This window comes from Paraglaciecola mesophila (assembly GCF_009906955.1).
GTDB classification, from domain to species: Bacteria; Pseudomonadota; Gammaproteobacteria; order Enterobacterales; family Alteromonadaceae; genus Paraglaciecola; species Paraglaciecola mesophila_A.
The window spans coordinates 3,932,020-3,951,030 of sequence record NZ_CP047656.1 but is presented as its reverse complement, the minus strand read 5'-3'; the positions used below and the strand labels follow the sequence as shown (position 1 = coordinate 3,951,030).

The 19,011-nt window shown below is 43.6% G+C and carries 9 protein-coding genes; all 9 read right to left on the bottom strand.

What is annotated here, in order from left to right:
• Positions 1-82: 82 nt before the first annotated feature.
• A complete protein-coding gene (locus FX988_RS16780) occupies positions 83-1,387 on the bottom strand; it encodes a DUF1533 domain-containing protein (RefSeq protein ID WP_160181253.1) in 1,305 nt (434 codons plus the stop codon).
• A gap of 377 nt (positions 1,388-1,764) precedes the next feature.
• Positions 1,765-4,797, bottom strand: a complete 3,033-nt coding sequence (locus FX988_RS16775; protein ID WP_160181252.1) for a sigma 54-interacting transcriptional regulator — start codon at positions 4,795-4,797, stop codon at positions 1,765-1,767.
• Positions 4,794-6,566 (bottom strand): EAL domain-containing protein, encoded by a 1,773-nt coding sequence (locus FX988_RS16770; protein WP_160181251.1) that lies wholly within the window; start codon positions 6,564-6,566, stop codon positions 4,794-4,796. The genes FX988_RS16775 and FX988_RS16770 overlap by 4 nt, the downstream gene beginning before the upstream one ends.
• Entirely contained in the window at positions 6,556-11,160 is a 4,605-nt protein-coding gene (locus FX988_RS16765; RefSeq protein WP_160181250.1) for a hybrid sensor histidine kinase/response regulator, read from the bottom strand. The genes FX988_RS16770 and FX988_RS16765 overlap by 11 nt, the downstream gene beginning before the upstream one ends.
• 192 nt (positions 11,161-11,352) lie before the next feature.
• A complete protein-coding gene (locus FX988_RS16760) occupies positions 11,353-13,509 on the bottom strand; it encodes a S8 family peptidase (RefSeq protein WP_160181249.1) in 2,157 nt (718 codons plus the stop codon).
• Positions 13,510-13,761: 252 nt separating this feature from the next.
• Entirely contained in the window at positions 13,762-15,471 is a 1,710-nt protein-coding gene (locus FX988_RS16755; RefSeq protein WP_160181248.1) for an EAL domain-containing protein, read from the bottom strand.
• A 99-nt stretch (positions 15,472-15,570) separates the two neighbouring features.
• On the bottom strand, positions 15,571-17,094 hold the full coding sequence (locus FX988_RS16750; protein ID WP_160181247.1) for a sensor histidine kinase: 1,524 nt from the start codon (positions 17,092-17,094) through the stop codon (positions 15,571-15,573).
• A gap of 20 nt (positions 17,095-17,114) precedes the next feature.
• Positions 17,115-17,540 (bottom strand): response regulator, encoded by a 426-nt coding sequence (locus FX988_RS16745; protein WP_160181246.1) that lies wholly within the window; start codon positions 17,538-17,540, stop codon positions 17,115-17,117.
• The gene (locus FX988_RS16740) at positions 17,527-18,990 is read right to left on the bottom strand and encodes a sensor histidine kinase (RefSeq protein WP_160181245.1); all 1,464 of its coding nucleotides are present in this window, start codon (positions 18,988-18,990) and stop codon (positions 17,527-17,529) included. Before FX988_RS16740 ends, FX988_RS16745 begins: the two co-directional genes overlap by 14 nt.
• Positions 18,991-19,011: the final 21 nt, after the last annotated feature.

Sequence of the window (19,011 nt, the reverse complement as noted above, 5' to 3'; positions counted from 1 at the left end):
GGCCAAATTTAAGCCTCATACCAATTCCATTAAATTTTCACAGAGTGGTTAATTATTTAATGGAATTGGTGTCAAATTTACATCATAAACTTTCAAGTCCAGAATGAAACACACTCCAATTGTTCGATAGCTCTAGATTAAATTGGTCAATGCTTAAATTAAAGCGACCTGACTTACCGATAAAACGTGTATTGTCCCACTCTTGCAAAGACACCAAGGCAATCACGTTATCTCCAGAACGAAACCAGTCACTGGGCACTTTGATTTTTAATGGGTTACTTTGCCACTCATCACTATCTAACGCCTGGCCATTTATGTAAATTTGCTCAATTTGATTCGCTTGGCCCACACTCAAGCTAACTTCTTCTGGCTCAATCGCAAAGTGCACATGCTTACGCGCAACCAAGGGAGTATTGTTCGGCACACTTTCCAATGCATTTAAATTGACTAGTGGCCATGCTAAATCATCAAATTTCGGCTCAAAAAACTCTCTTTTTATCGGTACTACTTTGTTATCAATTGCCGCTACCGCTTTGGCTTCTTCAGGCTCAGAAACTGGTTTTTTCACTGGGGGTGGCTCAGGTATTGTTGGTTTTGTCTGGTTCGGTTTTGTCTGGTTCGGTTTTTTCTCTTCTTGAATACCTTGGAGCTCAGGCTCAACTTTATCTGCGGTTTGCTCTTTTATCGTATTTGATGCCAGTACCTGTTTGACCTCAGGCGCTGCTTTAACGTCTGCGTGACCTATGATGATCCCATTGACGGTTTGGTAGTGTGTGCTATCAGTAACAGTGAGCGAAAACGGTCCACCCGCTTTTTGCCCTGCCATGGTCACTTGCCAGCGCCCAGCTCCGTCCACCTGTACTCTGGCCATGGTCAAGGTTTCATCTTCTCTTTTAAGCTTTATATCAATCTTTCGCCCAGGCTCTGCCAATCCACTGACCTGTATTGCCTCATATGGCTGTAAATGCATGTTATCTTTCAAACGCGTAGAGAGAATAATCCGGCCCATTGGATTACGTGCCTGAAGATCGCGCTTGCCCACATACAGGTCATTAACGAACTGACTGTGTTTACCGTCGCTGATGATCAACTGATAAGGGCCACTCGGGGGCTGTTCGCGCAGCGATACCTGCCAGCTTCCTGCGTCATTTATTGTTGCTCTGGCCATGGTGACCGTCGCGCCATCTTTGAGCAGTTTAACATCGATCTTTGCGCCTTTATCACCCACTCCCTTGATGTCGATCAACGTGTAGGCCGGTACATTCATACCATCCTTAATATTGGTATCTAGTGCAAACCCGCCGTCCGGCGCCGCGTGCAGACTGCCTCCCAAAATGAGTAAGACACTGACCCACATAACCAACAGTAAGCGTGTGATTTTTTCCATTCGGATACCTTGTATTGCCGTGTGGCTCCACATTTGATTCACTCCCTCGTGAGCATGTCGTCAAAGGCATACACCTGACAAACTATTGAAGCCTAATTAACAAGCGTTAGAGCAGATAATTTATTACCGAGTAAACATTGATAAAGTGGCAGATATGCCAAGCAGGCCCTATTCGGCCAAGAATGAAGACTGTTTGTTGAATGAATCCTCGTTATCTTACCAAGCGCTCTAGATCACTAGTCAGTCGTTCTTAATAAGTGAAATGCAAATATCACGCCTGAACATAAAAACAATCTGCATGATGTTTCGATATACACAATTGAGAGAAGAATTAAGTGTAGGTGTGGGTGCGAGATATAAACCCAAGAATGACTTGGTCACCCTTGAGATTGTTGGATAATTTTGCGTAAGGTAGGCTGCGTCACGTCTAGCAGTTTGGCTTTCTGCTGTTGACTTACGTCTTGTTGAATGACTATTTGATGCAATGTCGCCTCTATACTTGGCCACAAAGTATTATGCGTCTCGGTATCAAGCATACTCTCAAACAAATGATTGCAACGCTCAGTCAATGGAGATAACTCATCTTGGCTGAAATCTTGTTTGTTGAGCTTAGCGTAGCGTCTGCGAATGGTAGATTCGGATTGAGCTAACTGTTGTGCGACCTGATATAAACTCCCCCATTTTAAAACACATTGATTCAACCATTGTTTTTCTAACCAGTTACTCACGGATAACACCTTGGCTTGCTGTTTTACCAGCGCAACCACTTCAGTGAGCAGCACGGCGACTTGTCTTAGTTCTTCACTTTGAACTTCACTTACGTCACAGGCGTTAATCGATGGAATTGACGCGACATTTGGTTTAATCGGTACCACATTATCATCTGATGGTTCTTGTAAAATAAGATGCTCTGGCTCTATATATCCTTCTGAACACAAAATGACCGCTCGCATCATGCAGTTACGTAATTCGCGCACGTTTCCAGGCCAGTGATACTTCTCTAGCTTACCCAGTGACGCGGTAGAAAAGTCGCTAATATCTTTATTATATTGGCGGGCAAACTTTTGAATAAAGTGTCGAGCTAGCATGAGCGGATCATTTCCCCTCTCATTCAAGGCAGGCAGATTTAAAGTAAATACATTGATACGATAATATAAATCGGCTCGGAAACGCCCTTGTGCCACCTCATCAGGTAAGTTTCTGTTGGTCGCCAAAACCAAGCGTACATCCACCTTACGCACCCTCTGGTCACCCACAGCAACGAACGTTTTTTCCTGCACAAAACGCAGTAACTTTGATTGAATATCCAGTGGTAGCTCGCCTACTTCATCTAAAAACAAAGTACCGCCGTCTGCTTGCGCAATTTTACCCGGTTGATCACTTGTTGCCCCAGTAAAGGCTCCACGTCTGTGGCCAAACAACTCACTTTCCATAAGGTGTTCTACAATGGTCGAGCAATCAACCGTTATAAATGGTTTATCAGGATGCAAACTGTGATTGTGGATCTGCTGAGCGATCACCTCTTTACCCGTACCTGATTCACCGATAATTAACACAGATGCATCCGTGGGGGCCACTAATTGAACTTGTTGCATTAAGGTACGCATTGCAGGTGATTCAAACAACAATTCGTGCTCACCTGATAGCTCTTTATCCGCACCAACACGCCTATTTTCGTCTTGCTCTAGTAACATGATTCGATCAATTGCCGCCGCTAAATTTGGGGTGACCTGGGCAAGTTGTTCAGCGCATTTTTTGGCACTTTCTTGAGCGGATGACTCCCAGCATGCCAATAGAAACCCGACACAATGGCTGCGCGTAACTAAAGGAATGACCACATAATGAAAGGAACCAAGCGCAGCCGTTGGTTGTACTAACTTGCTCCCGTTAGGGGCCAGCTTAATATGTGTTTTGGCCCACTGGTGAATGGTATCTTCATCAATGTCAGAGCTAGTCAAGCGAGATGACAGACACTTAAAGTGCGCACCTTGCTGCATATACAAACCGGTAAACTTACTCTGTAGCCCGGTTGCCAGCAACTGGCATACTTGCGATGAAAATGTCTGTAAAGAATGTGTGCTGCCGATTAGGCGAATAATATCCCACTGAAGGTTCATTAACCTGAAATCGTCACTGGGGGCTTGAGAAAACTTGCCGCTCATACGGTCAAGGTTGGCCAAAATATTAGCATCAAACTGAGGCTGCCAACTGACTAGCTTCCCGCCTCCAATGCTACGGGCAGCTTGAAGAGCTGCATTGGCTCGTCTGAATAACTCCAATGGTGATTGCTCACCTAAAAGCTCTTCAGAGTCCAAGGTAGCAAGTCCAAAACTAAACGCAAGATTGAGTTTCTTTTTTGAAAAAGCCTGACTTCGCAGTTTCTGTAGCATGCGTGATGCTAGCACTTGGCCTTGCTGTTCATTAGTTTCGGGTAAATGAGCTGCAAAAACGGCTCCGCTATATCGACTGGCAAAATCATCTGCGCGAAGTACCTGGAACATACATTGCATGATCTCTTCAAGCACTTGGTCGCCGACTTCTCGCCCATGCATTCGGTTTAATTCGGCAAAGTCGTCCGGGTTAACCAGCAACAAGGTGACGGGTGTGCTTTGCTCACTTAATTGTTCAACCCATTCATGACTCTGCCACTGGGCAACTTGCCGTAAAATAAGCAAACTTTCATCGTTAGGAAGCGGCCCTGCGACCCCATCGACCATCAATACGGTTTTATCTAATTGAATAGGAAAAGGAGGAAGCCTAGTCATTGAGTGAGTATGACTTAAGTCCGCTAAAATTTGCTGCATTCGCGTCTTCGCCGTACTCGACGGTATAGGTAGACTGGTCTGCCAGCGTTGTCCCTTGGCGGAAAGCCCCTTAGTACCCATTTTCAACATTAACTCTTGGTTAATGTGCTTAATCGTGCCATCGGCGCTTAACGTAAGCGATAAACTCCCCAAGCAATCAGATAACAAAGCTAACTTGTGCTCCACGTACACCTTGTCTTGGTGAATATTAGCTTGTTGTTTCAATTGGCTTAGCATCATGGTTAGCACACCAGCGGCTCGCCAATCAACAAAGTGATGCCCTGGGATTAACTGATTGTTTTGCAAATCAACAGTATTTTCGACCAGCCAATGCACTGGTTGTTCTAACAAAGCGTACTCTTCTGTCAGGGTTAGTGCATGTTCTTGTGAGTCGCATGCGACTAACAGCGCGCCACCTAGATATTGCTCAGGTGTGTCATTATCCGTTAGTGCCGAACTCAATAGCACAATATCGAATTGAAACTCAGTTGCGGCAACGTACTGCTGCAACTCAGCCACAAGCGGTACATTGGGCTTTTCAACATACAATCTAATACGTTCAATATCCTCAACGAAGGCGGAAAATACAGGAGAGCTTTGAATCATAATCCTGGCATCAAATGGTTAAAGTCTTGGTTAAGCAACGGCGAAATATATTCCGCTGCAACAGGGCGTGAAAACAAGTAACCTTGTAATAATAATTGCTTAGTGTTTTTCAAAATGGCAATCTGGCTTCCATACTCAATTCCTTCCGCAATCACCCCGAGCTTCAAACTTTCTGCCAGCGCAAGTATCGCCTCGACTATCGCTAAATCATCGGGAGCTGAATTAACATCACACATAAATGAGCGGTCTATTTTGAGTATGTCGATAGGAAAGCGTTTCAAATAACTTAATGACGAGTACCCAGTTCCAAAATCATCAACAGCTAATGAAACACCCAAGGCTTTTAATTCAATCAAGCGAGCTATATTTTCTTCTGCATCGCTCATAATCACCGATTCGGTCAGCTCTAACTCCAGTAATTCAGGGGCAAGGCCAGATTGCCGTAATACGTCTGCTACGACTTGGGTAAAATCTAATTGCCTAAACTGATGAGCCGACACATTGATTGCCATACGTACAGGATTGCCTTCATTGAACCATTGTTTCGCTTGATAACACCCTCTCTCTAACACCAAACGGCCTAACTCATTTATCAGGCCAGTTTCTTCTGCAATAGGAATAAACTCATCCGGTGGGATAATCCCTCCTTTCGCTGGAAGCCAACGCACTAACGCTTCCACCCCGACTATACGCCCTGACTGGGCACAAATCTGAGGTTGATAAAAGGGTACAATCTCGTCGCTCTTAAGCGCTCTGCGCAAATCTTGCTCTAACTGCAAACGTGCTGCCGCCTTAGCATTCATTGAGTCTTGATAAAATTTATAACAACAACGGCCAGACTGTTTGGCAAAGTACATGGCAGTGTCGGCATTTTTAAGCAAGGTTTCGGCGTTATCTCCATCATTAGGGAACATTGAAATGCCGATACTTGGGGTGACCACAACTTCAAACTGCTCTAATTGAAATGGCGTACTAAAGCTACGTATCACACGCTCTGCCACCAGCATGGCTTCGTTAGGATCGTTTAATCGGCTTAAAAATATAGTAAATTCATCCCCACCAAAACTCGACAACTGCGGTTCTTGGCTAGATTGTTCTGAGCCCACACGAGCAAAGGTGTCACTGTCCCGCAGATTGGCCTGTAAACGATGTGCCACTTTGCGCAACAATTTATCGCCGTAGCTGTGCCCCATGGTGTCGTTGATACGCTTAAAGCGATCAAGGTCGATAAATAGCATGGCAGCCTGATAATGATTACGCTGGGCCATGGCTAAAAAACGTTGTAAATCCTGCATAAGGTATTGGCGATTAGGTAGCCCAGTTAACGAGTCATAAAATGCCAATTGATGAAGCTCTTGCTGTTGCGTCACTAAATCAGCGAATGCCTGACTGGCACGCAAAATATACTTAACCCGTTCCCCCAAAATGGGCCATTTAATGGGTTTAGCGATAAAGTCTGTTGCGCCTACCGCATAGGATTTATGAATGGATTCCAGATCATCAGAGCCCGTTACCATAATGATAGGAATATGTTTACCTTTCTTGTGCTCACGAATATGTTCACACACCTCAAAGCCATTCATCTTGGGCATCGACACATCAAGCAATAGAAGCGCTGGTGAATGCTTTTCGAACTGCTCAATTGCCCGCTGGCCATTTTCGGCTTCGATGACCTCAATACTGTCGCTCGCTAGCGTTTCTTTCATTAAGATCCGCGCTGTTAGGTCATCATCACAAACGAGAATGTTAACTTTTGCCTCATTCGACATGTCTGAATGTCTCCAATTTCTCGCTGCTAGTAGTAAACGCCAACTGAATGCGCTGAACTAAAGAATGAATATTATCACTTTGAGTATTCTTCATTTTTTCCTCTAGCTCTCTACACAATTCGTATAAGGCTTTTGCCCCAGCGTTCCCCGACATCGACTTAAGCGCATGCGCTGTTTCACCAATCGTTAAGAAATCGAGGGGCTCTTGCTGTACTTGCCCAACCAACTGAGAAACGAGTTTTTCGGCCTCTTGCTTGAATGCGTCGAGTACTCGCTCAAACACTGGATTGCCTGTGTCTTGGGAAATTTTGCGCAACGTTTCGACTGTTGACATATCCAGTAGAGTATCTTGCTCAACAGGATCAGGCTCATTTGGCGCACGCTCTGACACGACATCAAGCGCCTCTGTTTGGTCATGAGTTTGCGCTTGTTGATTTACCTTGAACGCTTCGCCGCTATTTTTATCCGGTGAAGTGTGCTCCGGTAACGTCGGCGCTTCAAAAACATCTCTAGATTTCTGCCCGCTAGGTACAGGCAAAAAGCGAAGCAGTGTTTGCTCTAACTCTTGCAACGAAAAAGGTTTAGACATAACGTCATTCATGCCGGCATCCAAACACTGTTGGCGTAAATTGTCACCCATCCCAGCTGTGAGCGCGACAATGGGAATATCAGGCCAATTTTTACGGATTGCTCTGGTAGCCGCATAACCATCCATTACTGGCATTTGGCAGTCCATGAGCACTAGGTCAGGCCGTTGCAGATTGATTTGCTCAACCGCCTCTGCACCATTGTCAGCAAGCCAAGCTTCACACCCCAAGAGACCTAACATGCTTTTAGCGACTTCCTGGTTGGTGAGGCTGTCTTCTGCTACCAGAATATTTGCTTCAAACCGCTGGTGATTTCGAAGGTCGTCATCTAGACGCTGTTGCTCCTCAGTTTCAATACCCAAAGCGCGACTTATGCTGTTATGTAAGCCACTAAAGTGCACTGGCAATGGCAATATGTTTCGTGTGTCATTCTCCTGCCACTGTGAAGTGGGAAGTAAACAGATCCAGTTCGACAAGGGGATCCCAGCCTCTAACAAAGTACGCTCATATTCAGCTTGGCTGATCCATAAGCCATTTTTAGCACTGGCTAACTCAGATTTAACGCGCTGTACGTGCACCGCTTTTATATTTAATTTTCCAAGCATAACCTCGATTGATTGGCCTAAGCCTCCCGTTAGGTTGACCAAGTGCACCGTCGGGCAATTATCAATCGATCCAAGTTGCGCCAGCGGGTTTGCCGTCAGGGGGAGATCAACTTCCAAACTAAAGCGACTGCCTTCACCGATATTAGACTGTACACCTAAGTTACCTCCCATTAGGGCAGTTAATTGCTTACATATGGCTAAACCGAGTCCAGTACCACCGTATTTCCGCGTGGTTGATGCATCCGCTTGGGTAAACATTTCAAATACTTTTTGCTGGCGATCTGGCGCCATACCAATCCCTGTATCCTGAACGCAGAAAACAAAACCGCTATGTTGAACACCGGCATCATCCCCACCTGAAAGAATATTGTGACAGGCGACACGCTTAATACTGACGTTCACTTCCCCGCGCTCGGTAAACTTGATTGCGTTACTGGTTAGGTTGGCAATAATCTGGCGTAATCGTGCAGGGTCCGCATACACTTGCGGTAAGGGTTCTGGTGATAAAATGGCATTTATATTCAGCCCTTTATTATAAGCGGCTTCACTAAATAGATCCGTCACTTCCTCAATAAGGGCTTCTAAGTCAACTGGCACAGACTCCAGCGTGGCCTTGCCGGCCTCCAGCTTTGAGAAATCCAAAATATTGTTGAGTAAGTCCAGCAATAGCCTACCAGAGCGATAAACTAATTGAGCAAAATGTTGTTGTTTTGGCTTCAGATCAGAACTTAGCAGTACCTCGGTCATCCCCAATACCCCGTTCATTGGGGTACGAATTTCGTGACTCATAATGGCTAAGAAGTCACTTTTCTCTTTACTCGCTTGTTCGGCTAACCTACGGGCTTTTTCAGTTTCTTCCATGGAGTGTTCAAGCTGAGTATTAGCATGGCGTAGTTCTTTAGTGCGCTCTTCTACCTTCTCTTCGAGTTCAATCAGCTGTTTCATCTCACGCATACGTTTTTGCCGATATCGCCAGATAATATTCAGCATGATTAGTAAAACAATCAGGCCATAAAGTGCATAGGCCCATAGGGTCTTCCAAGGCGGTGGTAACACATTAATGGGTAACGAAACACCTTGGGTGTTCCATAAACCCTGATTGTTACTGGCTTGCACTTTCAGTACATAGTCACCTGCGGGGAGATTAGTAAACGTCGCCAGCCGCCGATACTCTAGCTCTATCCAATTTGGATCCAGACCTTCTAACTTGTAACGATATTGATTTAAACCAGGGGCATTGAAATCAAGCGCGGCAAATTCAAAAGAAATAAAATAATCTTTGTAGTCAAGCTCTAAGCCTTGCAAACGTTGGTAAGGCACATCAAACCATACCTGCTCATTTAACTTTTTAATGCGTACCAAGACCACGGGCGGTACCACGTCACTGTCTTTGATATCGTCAGGGTGAAAACGCACAACTCCGGCATTACCACCAAAATACATGACCCCTTGGCTGTCCTTAAAACCTGCACCAAAATTAAACTCACTGTCTTTTAAGCCTTGGGAGGTATCGAAATGACGTACGTGCCCTGTATCTGGGTTCAAACGGGTTAAACCCGCTGTACTGCTCAGCCATAAGTGCTCTCTATCATCTTGTAAGATTGCATAGATATGACTACTGGGTAAGCCACTAAAACTGTCATAACGGGTGAAGTGATTGTGAAGCAGAGCTTTGTCTTGGGCAGACCATTTATTGAGACCACCGCCTTGGGTTCCGACCCATAATTGCGCTTTGGCGTCTTGGTAAAAGGCCCACGCCATGGGAGCAGATAAACTATCAAAATCATCAGGCTGGTGTTCTATATGATCAAAATCAAGCGTGACTGGATCCATAACATTGATGCCGGCCACAGTCCCAACAATTATCGTTCCATCTAGCAACTGATACATTGCGAGCACTCTATCGCTATTAAGGCTTCTAGGATTATTTTCATCTGCTCGGTAATGAACAAAATCAGTACTTCCTGCGGGTAAGTAATTTAAGCCTCCACCGAACGTACCAACCCATATATTGCCCGCACTATCAGGAAATACACTAGTCACTCCGTTAAAACTCAAACTATTGGGATTGTCCGGGTCATGGACAAAGGTCTCGATGTTCATCGTATCCACATTAAGTCGCCCTAATCCACTGCCTCGGGTACCAAACCAAAGTAGATTGTTATCACCACGCACTGTCATAACCCTTGCATCTTGTAGAGCGGGTTTACTGCTTTTGTTAATCACCGCGCTGACTTCGCCCTGGCTATTAAGACGCGTTAAGCCCCCATAACTTGCGACCCAAATAGCCCGCTCACCAGTGGATGACTTTGTTTCAGCAAAACCAAGTACAACATTGCTAGCTAATCCGCTATCAATATGCTCAAACGGCACCTCGATATTCTTCGTAATGCCGTTATATGTCCCGAACCACATCAACCCAGAAGGGTCTTGCAAAATCGACAACACTTTATTATCGCTTAAGCCATCTTCTGTATTGTAGCTAGTGAATTTATTGCGTCCGTTCCAAAGACTCGCTCCCGCTTCGGTTCCTAACCAAATACGTTGCTTCTGATCTTGATAAATAGTGTGAACTAAATCAGCCGCGATACTGCTAGGCTGATTTTCATTGTGCTGCCAAGTAGTAAACTTTAAGCGCTGTGGATCCAGCATACTGATCCCAGCATCATGACTGGTTATCCATAAACGTTGTTGTACATCAATGAATAGTTGAGTTAGTCGATCACTAAAGAATGGATTGGTGGCACCTGTATGCAGGCGTATTAGTGTATTGGTTTGCTTGTCGAGCTTAAGTAACCCATTTCCGTCAGTGGCTAACCAAATACACTGACCATCTTCAATGATTGCTGTGATTGCTGCGTCTTTTTCTAGCTCGGGTAGAAGTGTGCGCGTATCGAAATGCTCAAACGACATATTGTCTGGGTTAAAACGACTAAAGTTACCATCTCGATAACCTAGCCAAATATTATTTTCAGAATCTAAGTATAGTGACTGTTGCCTGTTTGAAGTGGGTGAATTGGTTGAATTTTTTGTGGCTTTCCAATGAGAAAAGGTTTGTTTGGCCGAATTGAAGAGGTTTAAGCCACCTCCATCAGTAGCAATCCACAAGCGCTGTTTATGATCTTCAAGTATCGCTCGAACATTATCTGAGCTTAGGCTATCGGGCTTGCGTGGGTCGTGTACAAAACTAAGGAGTTGATAGCCATCATAGCGACTTATACCTTCTTGGGTGACAACCCATATATAACCGGTAGAGTCTTGATATATTTGACGTACTGTTTTTTGTGTTAATTGCTGACTTAATTCCGCTGGGGTGAAGCTGAAATTCGGGCTATCAGCACTGTGCGCATTAAGGCTAAAAGTGAGAAAACATACAAACCAATAAATTCCTGTTTTGAACATGTTTGAATTACGTCTTATTCTTTTTTAAAAATAGACTAACCCAAACCCTTAAAAATGCCAACAATCAACAGGCGATACAATCACTTGGCAGACGACATCATACCAATTCCATTAAATAGCTTTTATAACCTAAAAAGCCCCGCTCCTTTCAAACAATGTTTATTCGGTACGGGACTTCTCTACTAAGTAACGTTATTCTTGAAGCATGAAGTTCTCTTGGTTCATATGCGCTTCTTCCCACATGAAGGCCTCTTCCCACATGAAGGCCTCTTCCCACATGAAGGCCTCTTCCCACATGAAGGCTTCTTCCCACATGAAGGCTTCTTCCCACATGAAGGCTTCTTCCCACATGAAAGCTTCTTCCCACATGAAGGCTTCTTCCCACATGAAGGCTTCTTCCCACATGAAGGCTTCTTCCCACACTTCGAACTCAAAACCTTTTATGTAGTAATTGCCGTTCTCGTCTTTACGTGCAGCCCCCATGTAATGTTGCTCACCACTTAGATCGGCAGCGATATCCATGCCATTATTTGCACAACCTGATTCACTCGATTCAACGGCTTTCACCGCATTCACACTGCCTGAACCTTGTTGAAATGGGCTATAAGCCAGTTTGCCATTCACTTGGGCCATAGTCGTACTACTCATCAAACGGCACTTCACATCATTCGCGCTCAAGCTTGGATCGTTTTGCAGCATTAGAGCGACAACACCACTGACCACACCCGACGCTTGAGATGTGCCAGACATAATAAATCGGTCTTTACCTACCATGTACTGAGGAAACTTGCTTGGCACATACATATCTTCATTCGCTAAGCTGAACATGTGCCCACCAGGCGCGACCATATCGGGTTTGATAAACGCCTCGTGAGTCGGCCCCTGAGAAGAAAATGAAAGCAAGGTATCATCGTTCGGGTTATCTTGGGTGTAGTTATCACTGATGGCACCAACACTGATAACGTAAGGTACGTTAGCGGGCACGCCAATGGTCATTGCACTTGGCCCGGTATTACCCGCTGATGTCACAACCACAACATCTTGTTCCCAAAGTGCCATAACAGCTTGGTTAATTGGGTCATCCCAGTAATTAGAACGAGGAGGTGCACCGAACGATAAGTTCACCACGCGTATATTCAATGCTTTGTGATTATCCGCGATGTACTGCAATGCGCGTAACGCATCTAGGTAGGTACTGTGGCCGTCTTCATAGAACGCTTTTACTACCACTAGGTTAGCGTCTGGGGCAACACCTTGATAATAACTGCGCATTTGCCCATCAACAACAGCACGATCACTATTGGCAATAATGCCTGTAATGTGAGTACCGTGACTGTTTTCATCAGTCATATTCCTCACTTTCACTTCAGTATCTTCAAGGGCATCATATGCTGCTGTGATACGTGAGCGATTTTGTGTATTTTGTCTTAGTGCACTGTGTGCAGCCCAAAGCCCGCTATCAATAACGGCAACCGTGACATCTTTACCCGTAATACCATTATCATGCAGCTCATCAGCTCCAATGTTATTAACATAGTAGCTATTGCTGTCTTCGCTATTAGCTTGAGTGTCATACCCTTTAACTAAACTTCGATCACACCCTTGCGCAAACTCAACATCCATAGAGAAGTCGCCTTGGGTGTAATTATCAGCCCCATATCGCGTAAATGAGACCTCGACAGTCGCACTCTCGTAGGCATCTAAATTGGCGTAGCGCTTTAAGGCGTTCGCATCCAGTGTTAACTCGCCATTTTGACGACCAAATAAACTCCAATATACTAACCTTCCATTAAATTTTACTGAGCGAACTTGCCCTAAACGCTCAGGCCAAGTGAAGGTCATTTCCTCTGCGTTCGCTTTCATATCCTTTGCGTTGTATAAATTCCAGCTGATTTTATTTGCTGTTAAATCGACCACATGGCTTCCGTAAACAGAACAGTGATCCAGTGCGCTTGAAGTAAAAACCGCATCGTTTTTGGTAATTTTAATAAGACTACTCGGTAGCTTCTGCAAAATTGCCAGCTGTAAGTCGCTGACTCTAACACCAATTCCTCCCACCAACGGTAATTCATGGGTCACCAAGCCACCGATCTTTTCAATCAGTTCACGCAAGACTTTTATCTCGCCGCCTTGAATCAATATTTCATTGTTCATTTTCAATATGCTGTCGACCACAGGCACATCAGGTAAACCTAACGATGTAGTCAACTCTGAAACATCTGCGTTTGTTACCACCTGAGTTAAGTTAAGCCCAAGCAATCCGTTACTCGATGCAAGCGCAGGCAAAGCAGTTAAGCTCATCACTCCTGCAACTAACATTGCGCCTTTCTTTTTAAATTTTAGTTTCATGTAAAATTACCCTTCATTAAACGTCGCTCGATATCGGTGCTAAGCAGCAAACCTGATACGCACATTGTGTGAGCAAGTTAATGCAACCAACAGGCCAACTCGTAACCAACTGTTTTTTATGGGTTTTAATTTACAGTGAAAATATTGAACGCTTTACAATGAAAATTTCGAATGAAATATATGATTGCCCCCATACTTTTGGCTGCAATCATTATTTTCAATAATGGGCACGTTTATTTTTTATCACCAAGGCTATACATCGAAGATACTTGCGAGGAATAATTCACTTTTTTCTTTATTTAACGGCAAACCTAAATAGTTCCCTTGCAAACGTTCTAAGTTAAATTGTTGGCATTGCAGTAGTTGTTCTTTCGTTTCAATTCCTTCTGCAACAACAACAAAGTCTAAGGTTTTGAGCATGAGTGCGAGGGCTTTAAATATTCGCTGATGCTTGTCTGAACTATCATTAGAGGTTTGCATGCTCTTGTCTAATTTAACAATATCAATAGGGTATTCCATTAAATGCGATACCGAAGAGAAGCCCATACCGAAGTCATCAAGGGCTATCTTAAACCCACGCCCAGACAAAACGCGTAATATATCAGTTACCTTTTTGTTGTCCTTAATCAGTGCTGTTTCTGTAATTTCTAATATAACGCTACTTGCAGGTAGCGACAGCTTTTCAAGGGTATGCGATAAATAAGGTAACAGCTCGATGTCATGCAGCTGTACAGCAGAAATATTCACCGACATAGTGAGAGCCGCATTAAATTGACTATGCCACTGAGATAACTGATGCAACGCAGTAGCAATTACCCATTGCCCGATGCGATTTATCAGCTTGCTTTGCTCCGCCACAGGAATGAATTCCTCTGGCGTAAAATAAGGCTCTATTTCCGGCCATCGAATAAGCGCTTCAAAGCCTAATAAGGATTTATCAGTAGCTGAAAACAAAGGTTGATAAAGCAATCTAAACGAGGCGTTTTCCAAGACACCAATCAATTCGTTCTGAATTAAGAAACGCTGGTTAAACTCGGTTTGATAGTAGGATTCATAAAAGCTTACCCCGTTCTTGCCATTTTGTTTCGCCCGGTACATCGCAATATCTGCGCATTTAAGTAACGTTTGCGCGTTAACCGAGTCATCTGGACATAGAGCTACACCAATGCTCACACCACAGTGCACCTCTTTATCATCAATATTGAATGCAACGTTGAACGAGTCAAGAATGCGATTAGCGATGCGGCTGATTTCATCACCAGAGATTATATTGCCTAAAATAATGGCGAACTCATCACCACCCAGCCGAGCAAAGCCCTCGTTATTGCGCAGACACTTGCGCATTCGTTTAACGGATTGCTGCAGTACTTTGTCACCCGCGGCATGACCCAAGGTGTCGTTAATATGTTTAAAGTTATCTAAATCTAACGCGAGTAACGCAACCTTGCTGGTCAGGCGCTTGTTACTTGCAATCAATATTTTTAACGTTTCTTCAAAGTGATAACGATTAGACAAGCCAGTTAGCGGATCTTTCTCAGCCATTTTCTTAACGGCTAAATAACTTTTATGCATACGCTGTTCAATTTCGAAGCGTTTGTTGGCGTAGAGAATCGCTTTCTCAAGTTTGTTGAGCGTAATTTCACTTTTCGATAAAAAATCTTGCGCACCTGCCTCAATACAATCCAGTGCTAATGAAGGTTCATCATAGGCACTGATCATTACAATTGCGGTGTTGCCCATATCGGGTTTGGCGCGCATGTCACTCACCATCTCAATGCCGTCAACTTCTGGCATTCTGTAATCAAGTAAAATGACATCAAATTGGTTGGCACTTAACAGGCTCATTCCTTGCGCGGCTGACGTGGCTTCTTGAACATCGTGATGGGAGTCGCTAGATGCGCACAGAGTTCGCTTTACCACTTTTCTATCAACGATATCATCATCTACTATCAAAACTTTCATTGCACCATCCAGATAAGCTCGCACGTTGAATAAATTCAATACACCTTAATACTAGGAAGGCGGTATTTTACTAATATGAATTCATTAGTATTCGTTGCACTATTTAGGTTTAGGCCAAAAAACCGTAAAAGTCGTGCCGTTTACGCCATCAGAGTCTATTTCTATTCTTCCACCAAACTGATTAACGTATTTCTTCACCACAGCTAAACCAATTCCACTGGCTTCTAGTTCGTCTCGGGATTTAAGCGTTTGAAACAATTGAAAAATACGTTCGAAGTATTTCTCCTCAATACCAGGTCCGTTGTCGCTAATACTGATTTCATAGCAAAACTTGTTTATCTTGCATCCGACTTCCACTTTGCCCAAGTCTTTGTCATTGTGTTTAATCGCATTACCAACTAAATTGAGCATAACGGTCTTAAACGGTACGCTTGGCACCACTAACTCTGCTGGCTCCACGTTAATTTCAAATCCTGCAGGTAAATCCAACAAGGGGTTTAAATCTGAAATTAACTTTGCCAATTCTATGCACGTGACGGTTTTATCTTCTCTACCAATCTTAGCAAACGTCAGTAGGTCTTCTAGCAACGACTGCATTCTATTCGCTCGGCTAATCACTAGGCGTAAGTTCTCGACAGACTCTTCAGGCAATATATGTTGGCAGTCCTCTTCAATCCAGCTAAGCAATCGCCGAATTGCATTTAAAGGCGCTTTTAAGTCATGGGAGGCAATCTTAGTAAAGTCATCTAGATCATTATTTGCTTCTTTTAACTGCCGAATAAATCTTTCACGCTCCGTGATGTCTCTGCGTATACATAAAATATAAGGGACCCCGTCGCCATCCTCGAATCGCCGTTTTACCGTTTCATATACCATGATACTCCCGTCTGCTGCGGTCATGTCTTCGGTGGTCACGCTCTGGCCCTGAGATAAAGCGATTTTATCTTGCTCCAGCGACGCTGCGGTAGTAATAGACTGATACATAGAAGATGATGGGTCTTGTTCACTTATGCTGCTAGCGGCTTGCGGGTATGCATTTAAAAACGCTTCATTGGCATAAACAATTCTAAAGTCGGTGTCCTTCACAAAGATCCAGTCTCGATTGTGTTTCGAGATAAGAAGGTGTAATTCCCGCGATTTTGCCGCTGCAAGCAAATGTTTATGTTGTAAAAGATGGTTACCGATATCTCGCTGAAGTACAGTAATAATCGCTTGCTCTTTAGAATTTAGACTTGCCCCCTTGTCTCGGTAAAATTCGAGATAACCAAATACAAGACCTGACGGTAAAATGATAGGAGAGATATGACGAAGTAGGCTTTCGTCATTTGGGGTTGTAATACGCGCAAGCGTATTCAACGAATTGCTACTCTGCGCTAATGCTACTAATTCTTTTTTGCTAATAATCAGCTGTTGAGTTACTTGATTCATTTCCCCCTTTTGAGACACTAAAAACATTGTCTTGTCATAACAACAAAACAAGCGACAGAAGTGGGCATCGAAAATGGGTAAAACCAATTCGCAAATACTGTCTAGATTTAGCTGAATGCCTTCATCTAGATTCAATAATTTGTCGTGTGGATTGGCTAAATAGGGCTGGCCAACATAACTATCAATATCAGGCATGGGAACTCCTTTCCCTAGTTTCAGTTAGACTTATTAAGCGCCTGAAGAGTTTCATCAAGATACGATTCGGTTATCTCACCTTTAACCAAGTAACGCGAGACAAATTCGTATTTCAACGCGCGCTCTTTATCCTCAGTACGTTCGGAGGAAGAATACATAGCCACTACGCAGGAGCGAAAGTCGAACTGCCGCCGGATTTTGGCAAACTCATCAAGAAAATCAAATCCATTCACTTTAGGCATATTGATATCGAGAAAAATGATAATCGGTGGAAATTTGCCTGGGAAAAGTTGGTAGTTTCTATCGTAGTCTTTTAAATAGTCTAACGCGCTAGAGCCATCGTCTTTCTCTACAATGTGCTCTACACCGAGCCCCGTGAGCTGTCTTCTAAGGATATATCGGTCTAGCTCACTGTCATCGACGATCAGTACATTAATATTCTTCATTGAATTTCTCCTTAGGCAAGGTGATGGTAAACACTGTGCCTAGCGCTGATGATTGCATATCAATTTGTCCCTTTAAAAAACTTACATGTTTTTTAACAATGGCTAGCCCTAACCCCGAGCCTGAACTAACTTCTGGGTGAAAACGTTTAAACATCTGAAATACTTCATCATGGCGATTAGCGGGGATCCCCAAGCCGTTATCCTCAACGACAAGTCGGTAATCAAGGTCTGTTTCTTGCAGTGTTATATTAATGAATGGCGCTTCGGGCTTAGCCTCATCTTTATATTTTTCAGAATTGGAGATTAGATTTTCCAAAATTTGGACAATACGCACTTTTTCACTGGTGAATTCACTTGTTATGTCAGTTGTGCAGCGAATAAACCCATTCGCCAGATTCCGTGGTTCCAACAAACGTAACCGAATATCATCTATAATGGACGCCAAATCGATGCTCGTTTTCGTGTCATCAATCGCATCTGCTTCTGTCAAAGACAAAATACCCACAACCAATTTTTCGAGTTTTTCCATTTGCCCATAAATCTTATTCGCATCATCGATCGCGCTATTAATATTTCCACTTTCTATGTCTTCAATAATAAATTGGGTAAGCAATTTTGATGATGTTAGCGGGGCTTTTAAATCATGGGATGCTCGATAGGCAAACTGAGCAAGTTCTTCGTTAGCTCGGGTTAAACTCTGGGTTCTTTGCTCGACTAACTTTTCTAGTTTTTGATTAATTTCAGCCACAAGTACCTCATTGGCCAATCGCTCTTTTGCTACAAGCAATAAGGTTTTCAATTCCCCTGTCACATTTGAATCGATTTCGTCAATTAAGCTTTTCTCACGTGTTCCCCTTTTCAACAAACGGATCGCATTACGAATAGAACCTGAAATATTTTTCGACATATAGGAAATGAATAATATATTGAACAAGGATATGGCCACCAAAAACGGGATCGCCACTCGCATGATAAAAGTGACTGTATCCGTAATCGGTTTTTCAAATAATGCAGAGTTTTGATTAAAGACCTTAGCTGACTCCCTGAGATCAACGATTAACTGCTTTGCGCTGAGCTCCCCCGCTTCAAAGTTAGCAATCACCTTTAGTATGTTGTTGGCATCGTCAATGTCTTTCCGGCAAATATCTACCGCGTGATAAGTGTTAATTTGCTGCATGATAATAACATTCAGCCAACTCACGGCTTCAACGCACTCGATAGGTTGTTGTCGCATATTAATTATCACATTGATTAATGGTGAAACGTCTTTTGTTGAGCTTCTCTCGAAATCGTTAATCAACTCAGAATATTGGACTATATATTTAAAATGAAGGGAATTGAGTTGGTGGAATTTAGCACCTTTTGAGATCTCGAATACCGCCAGTAAGGTCATGGATATTTCGAATATTGTCAGCATCACAATAAGCATTAGCTTACTTGATATTTTCATTGCTCTCTCGCTACGCCTGAA

Coding starts and splice junctions, on each gene's coding strand:
- FX988_RS16780 (WP_160181253.1), bottom strand. CDS start 1,387: ATGGAAAAAATCACACGCTTACTGTTGGTTATGTGGGTCAGTGTCTTA.
- FX988_RS16775 (WP_160181252.1), bottom strand. CDS start 4,797: ATGATTCAAAGCTCTCCTGTATTTTCCGCCTTCGTTGAGGATATTGAA.
- FX988_RS16770 (WP_160181251.1), bottom strand. CDS start 6,566: ATGTCGAATGAGGCAAAAGTTAACATTCTCGTTTGTGATGATGACCTA.
- FX988_RS16765 (WP_160181250.1), bottom strand. CDS start 11,160: ATGTTCAAAACAGGAATTTATTGGTTTGTATGTTTTCTCACTTTTAGC.
- FX988_RS16760 (WP_160181249.1), bottom strand. CDS start 13,509: ATGAAACTAAAATTTAAAAAGAAAGGCGCAATGTTAGTTGCAGGAGTG.
- FX988_RS16755 (WP_160181248.1), bottom strand. CDS start 15,471: ATGAAAGTTTTGATAGTAGATGATGATATCGTTGATAGAAAAGTGGTA.
- FX988_RS16750 (WP_160181247.1), bottom strand. CDS start 17,094: ATGCCTGATATTGATAGTTATGTTGGCCAGCCCTATTTAGCCAATCCA.
- FX988_RS16745 (WP_160181246.1), bottom strand. CDS start 17,540: ATGAAGAATATTAATGTACTGATCGTCGATGACAGTGAGCTAGACCGA.
- FX988_RS16740 (WP_160181245.1), bottom strand. CDS start 18,990: ATGAAAATATCAAGTAAGCTAATGCTTATTGTGATGCTGACAATATTC.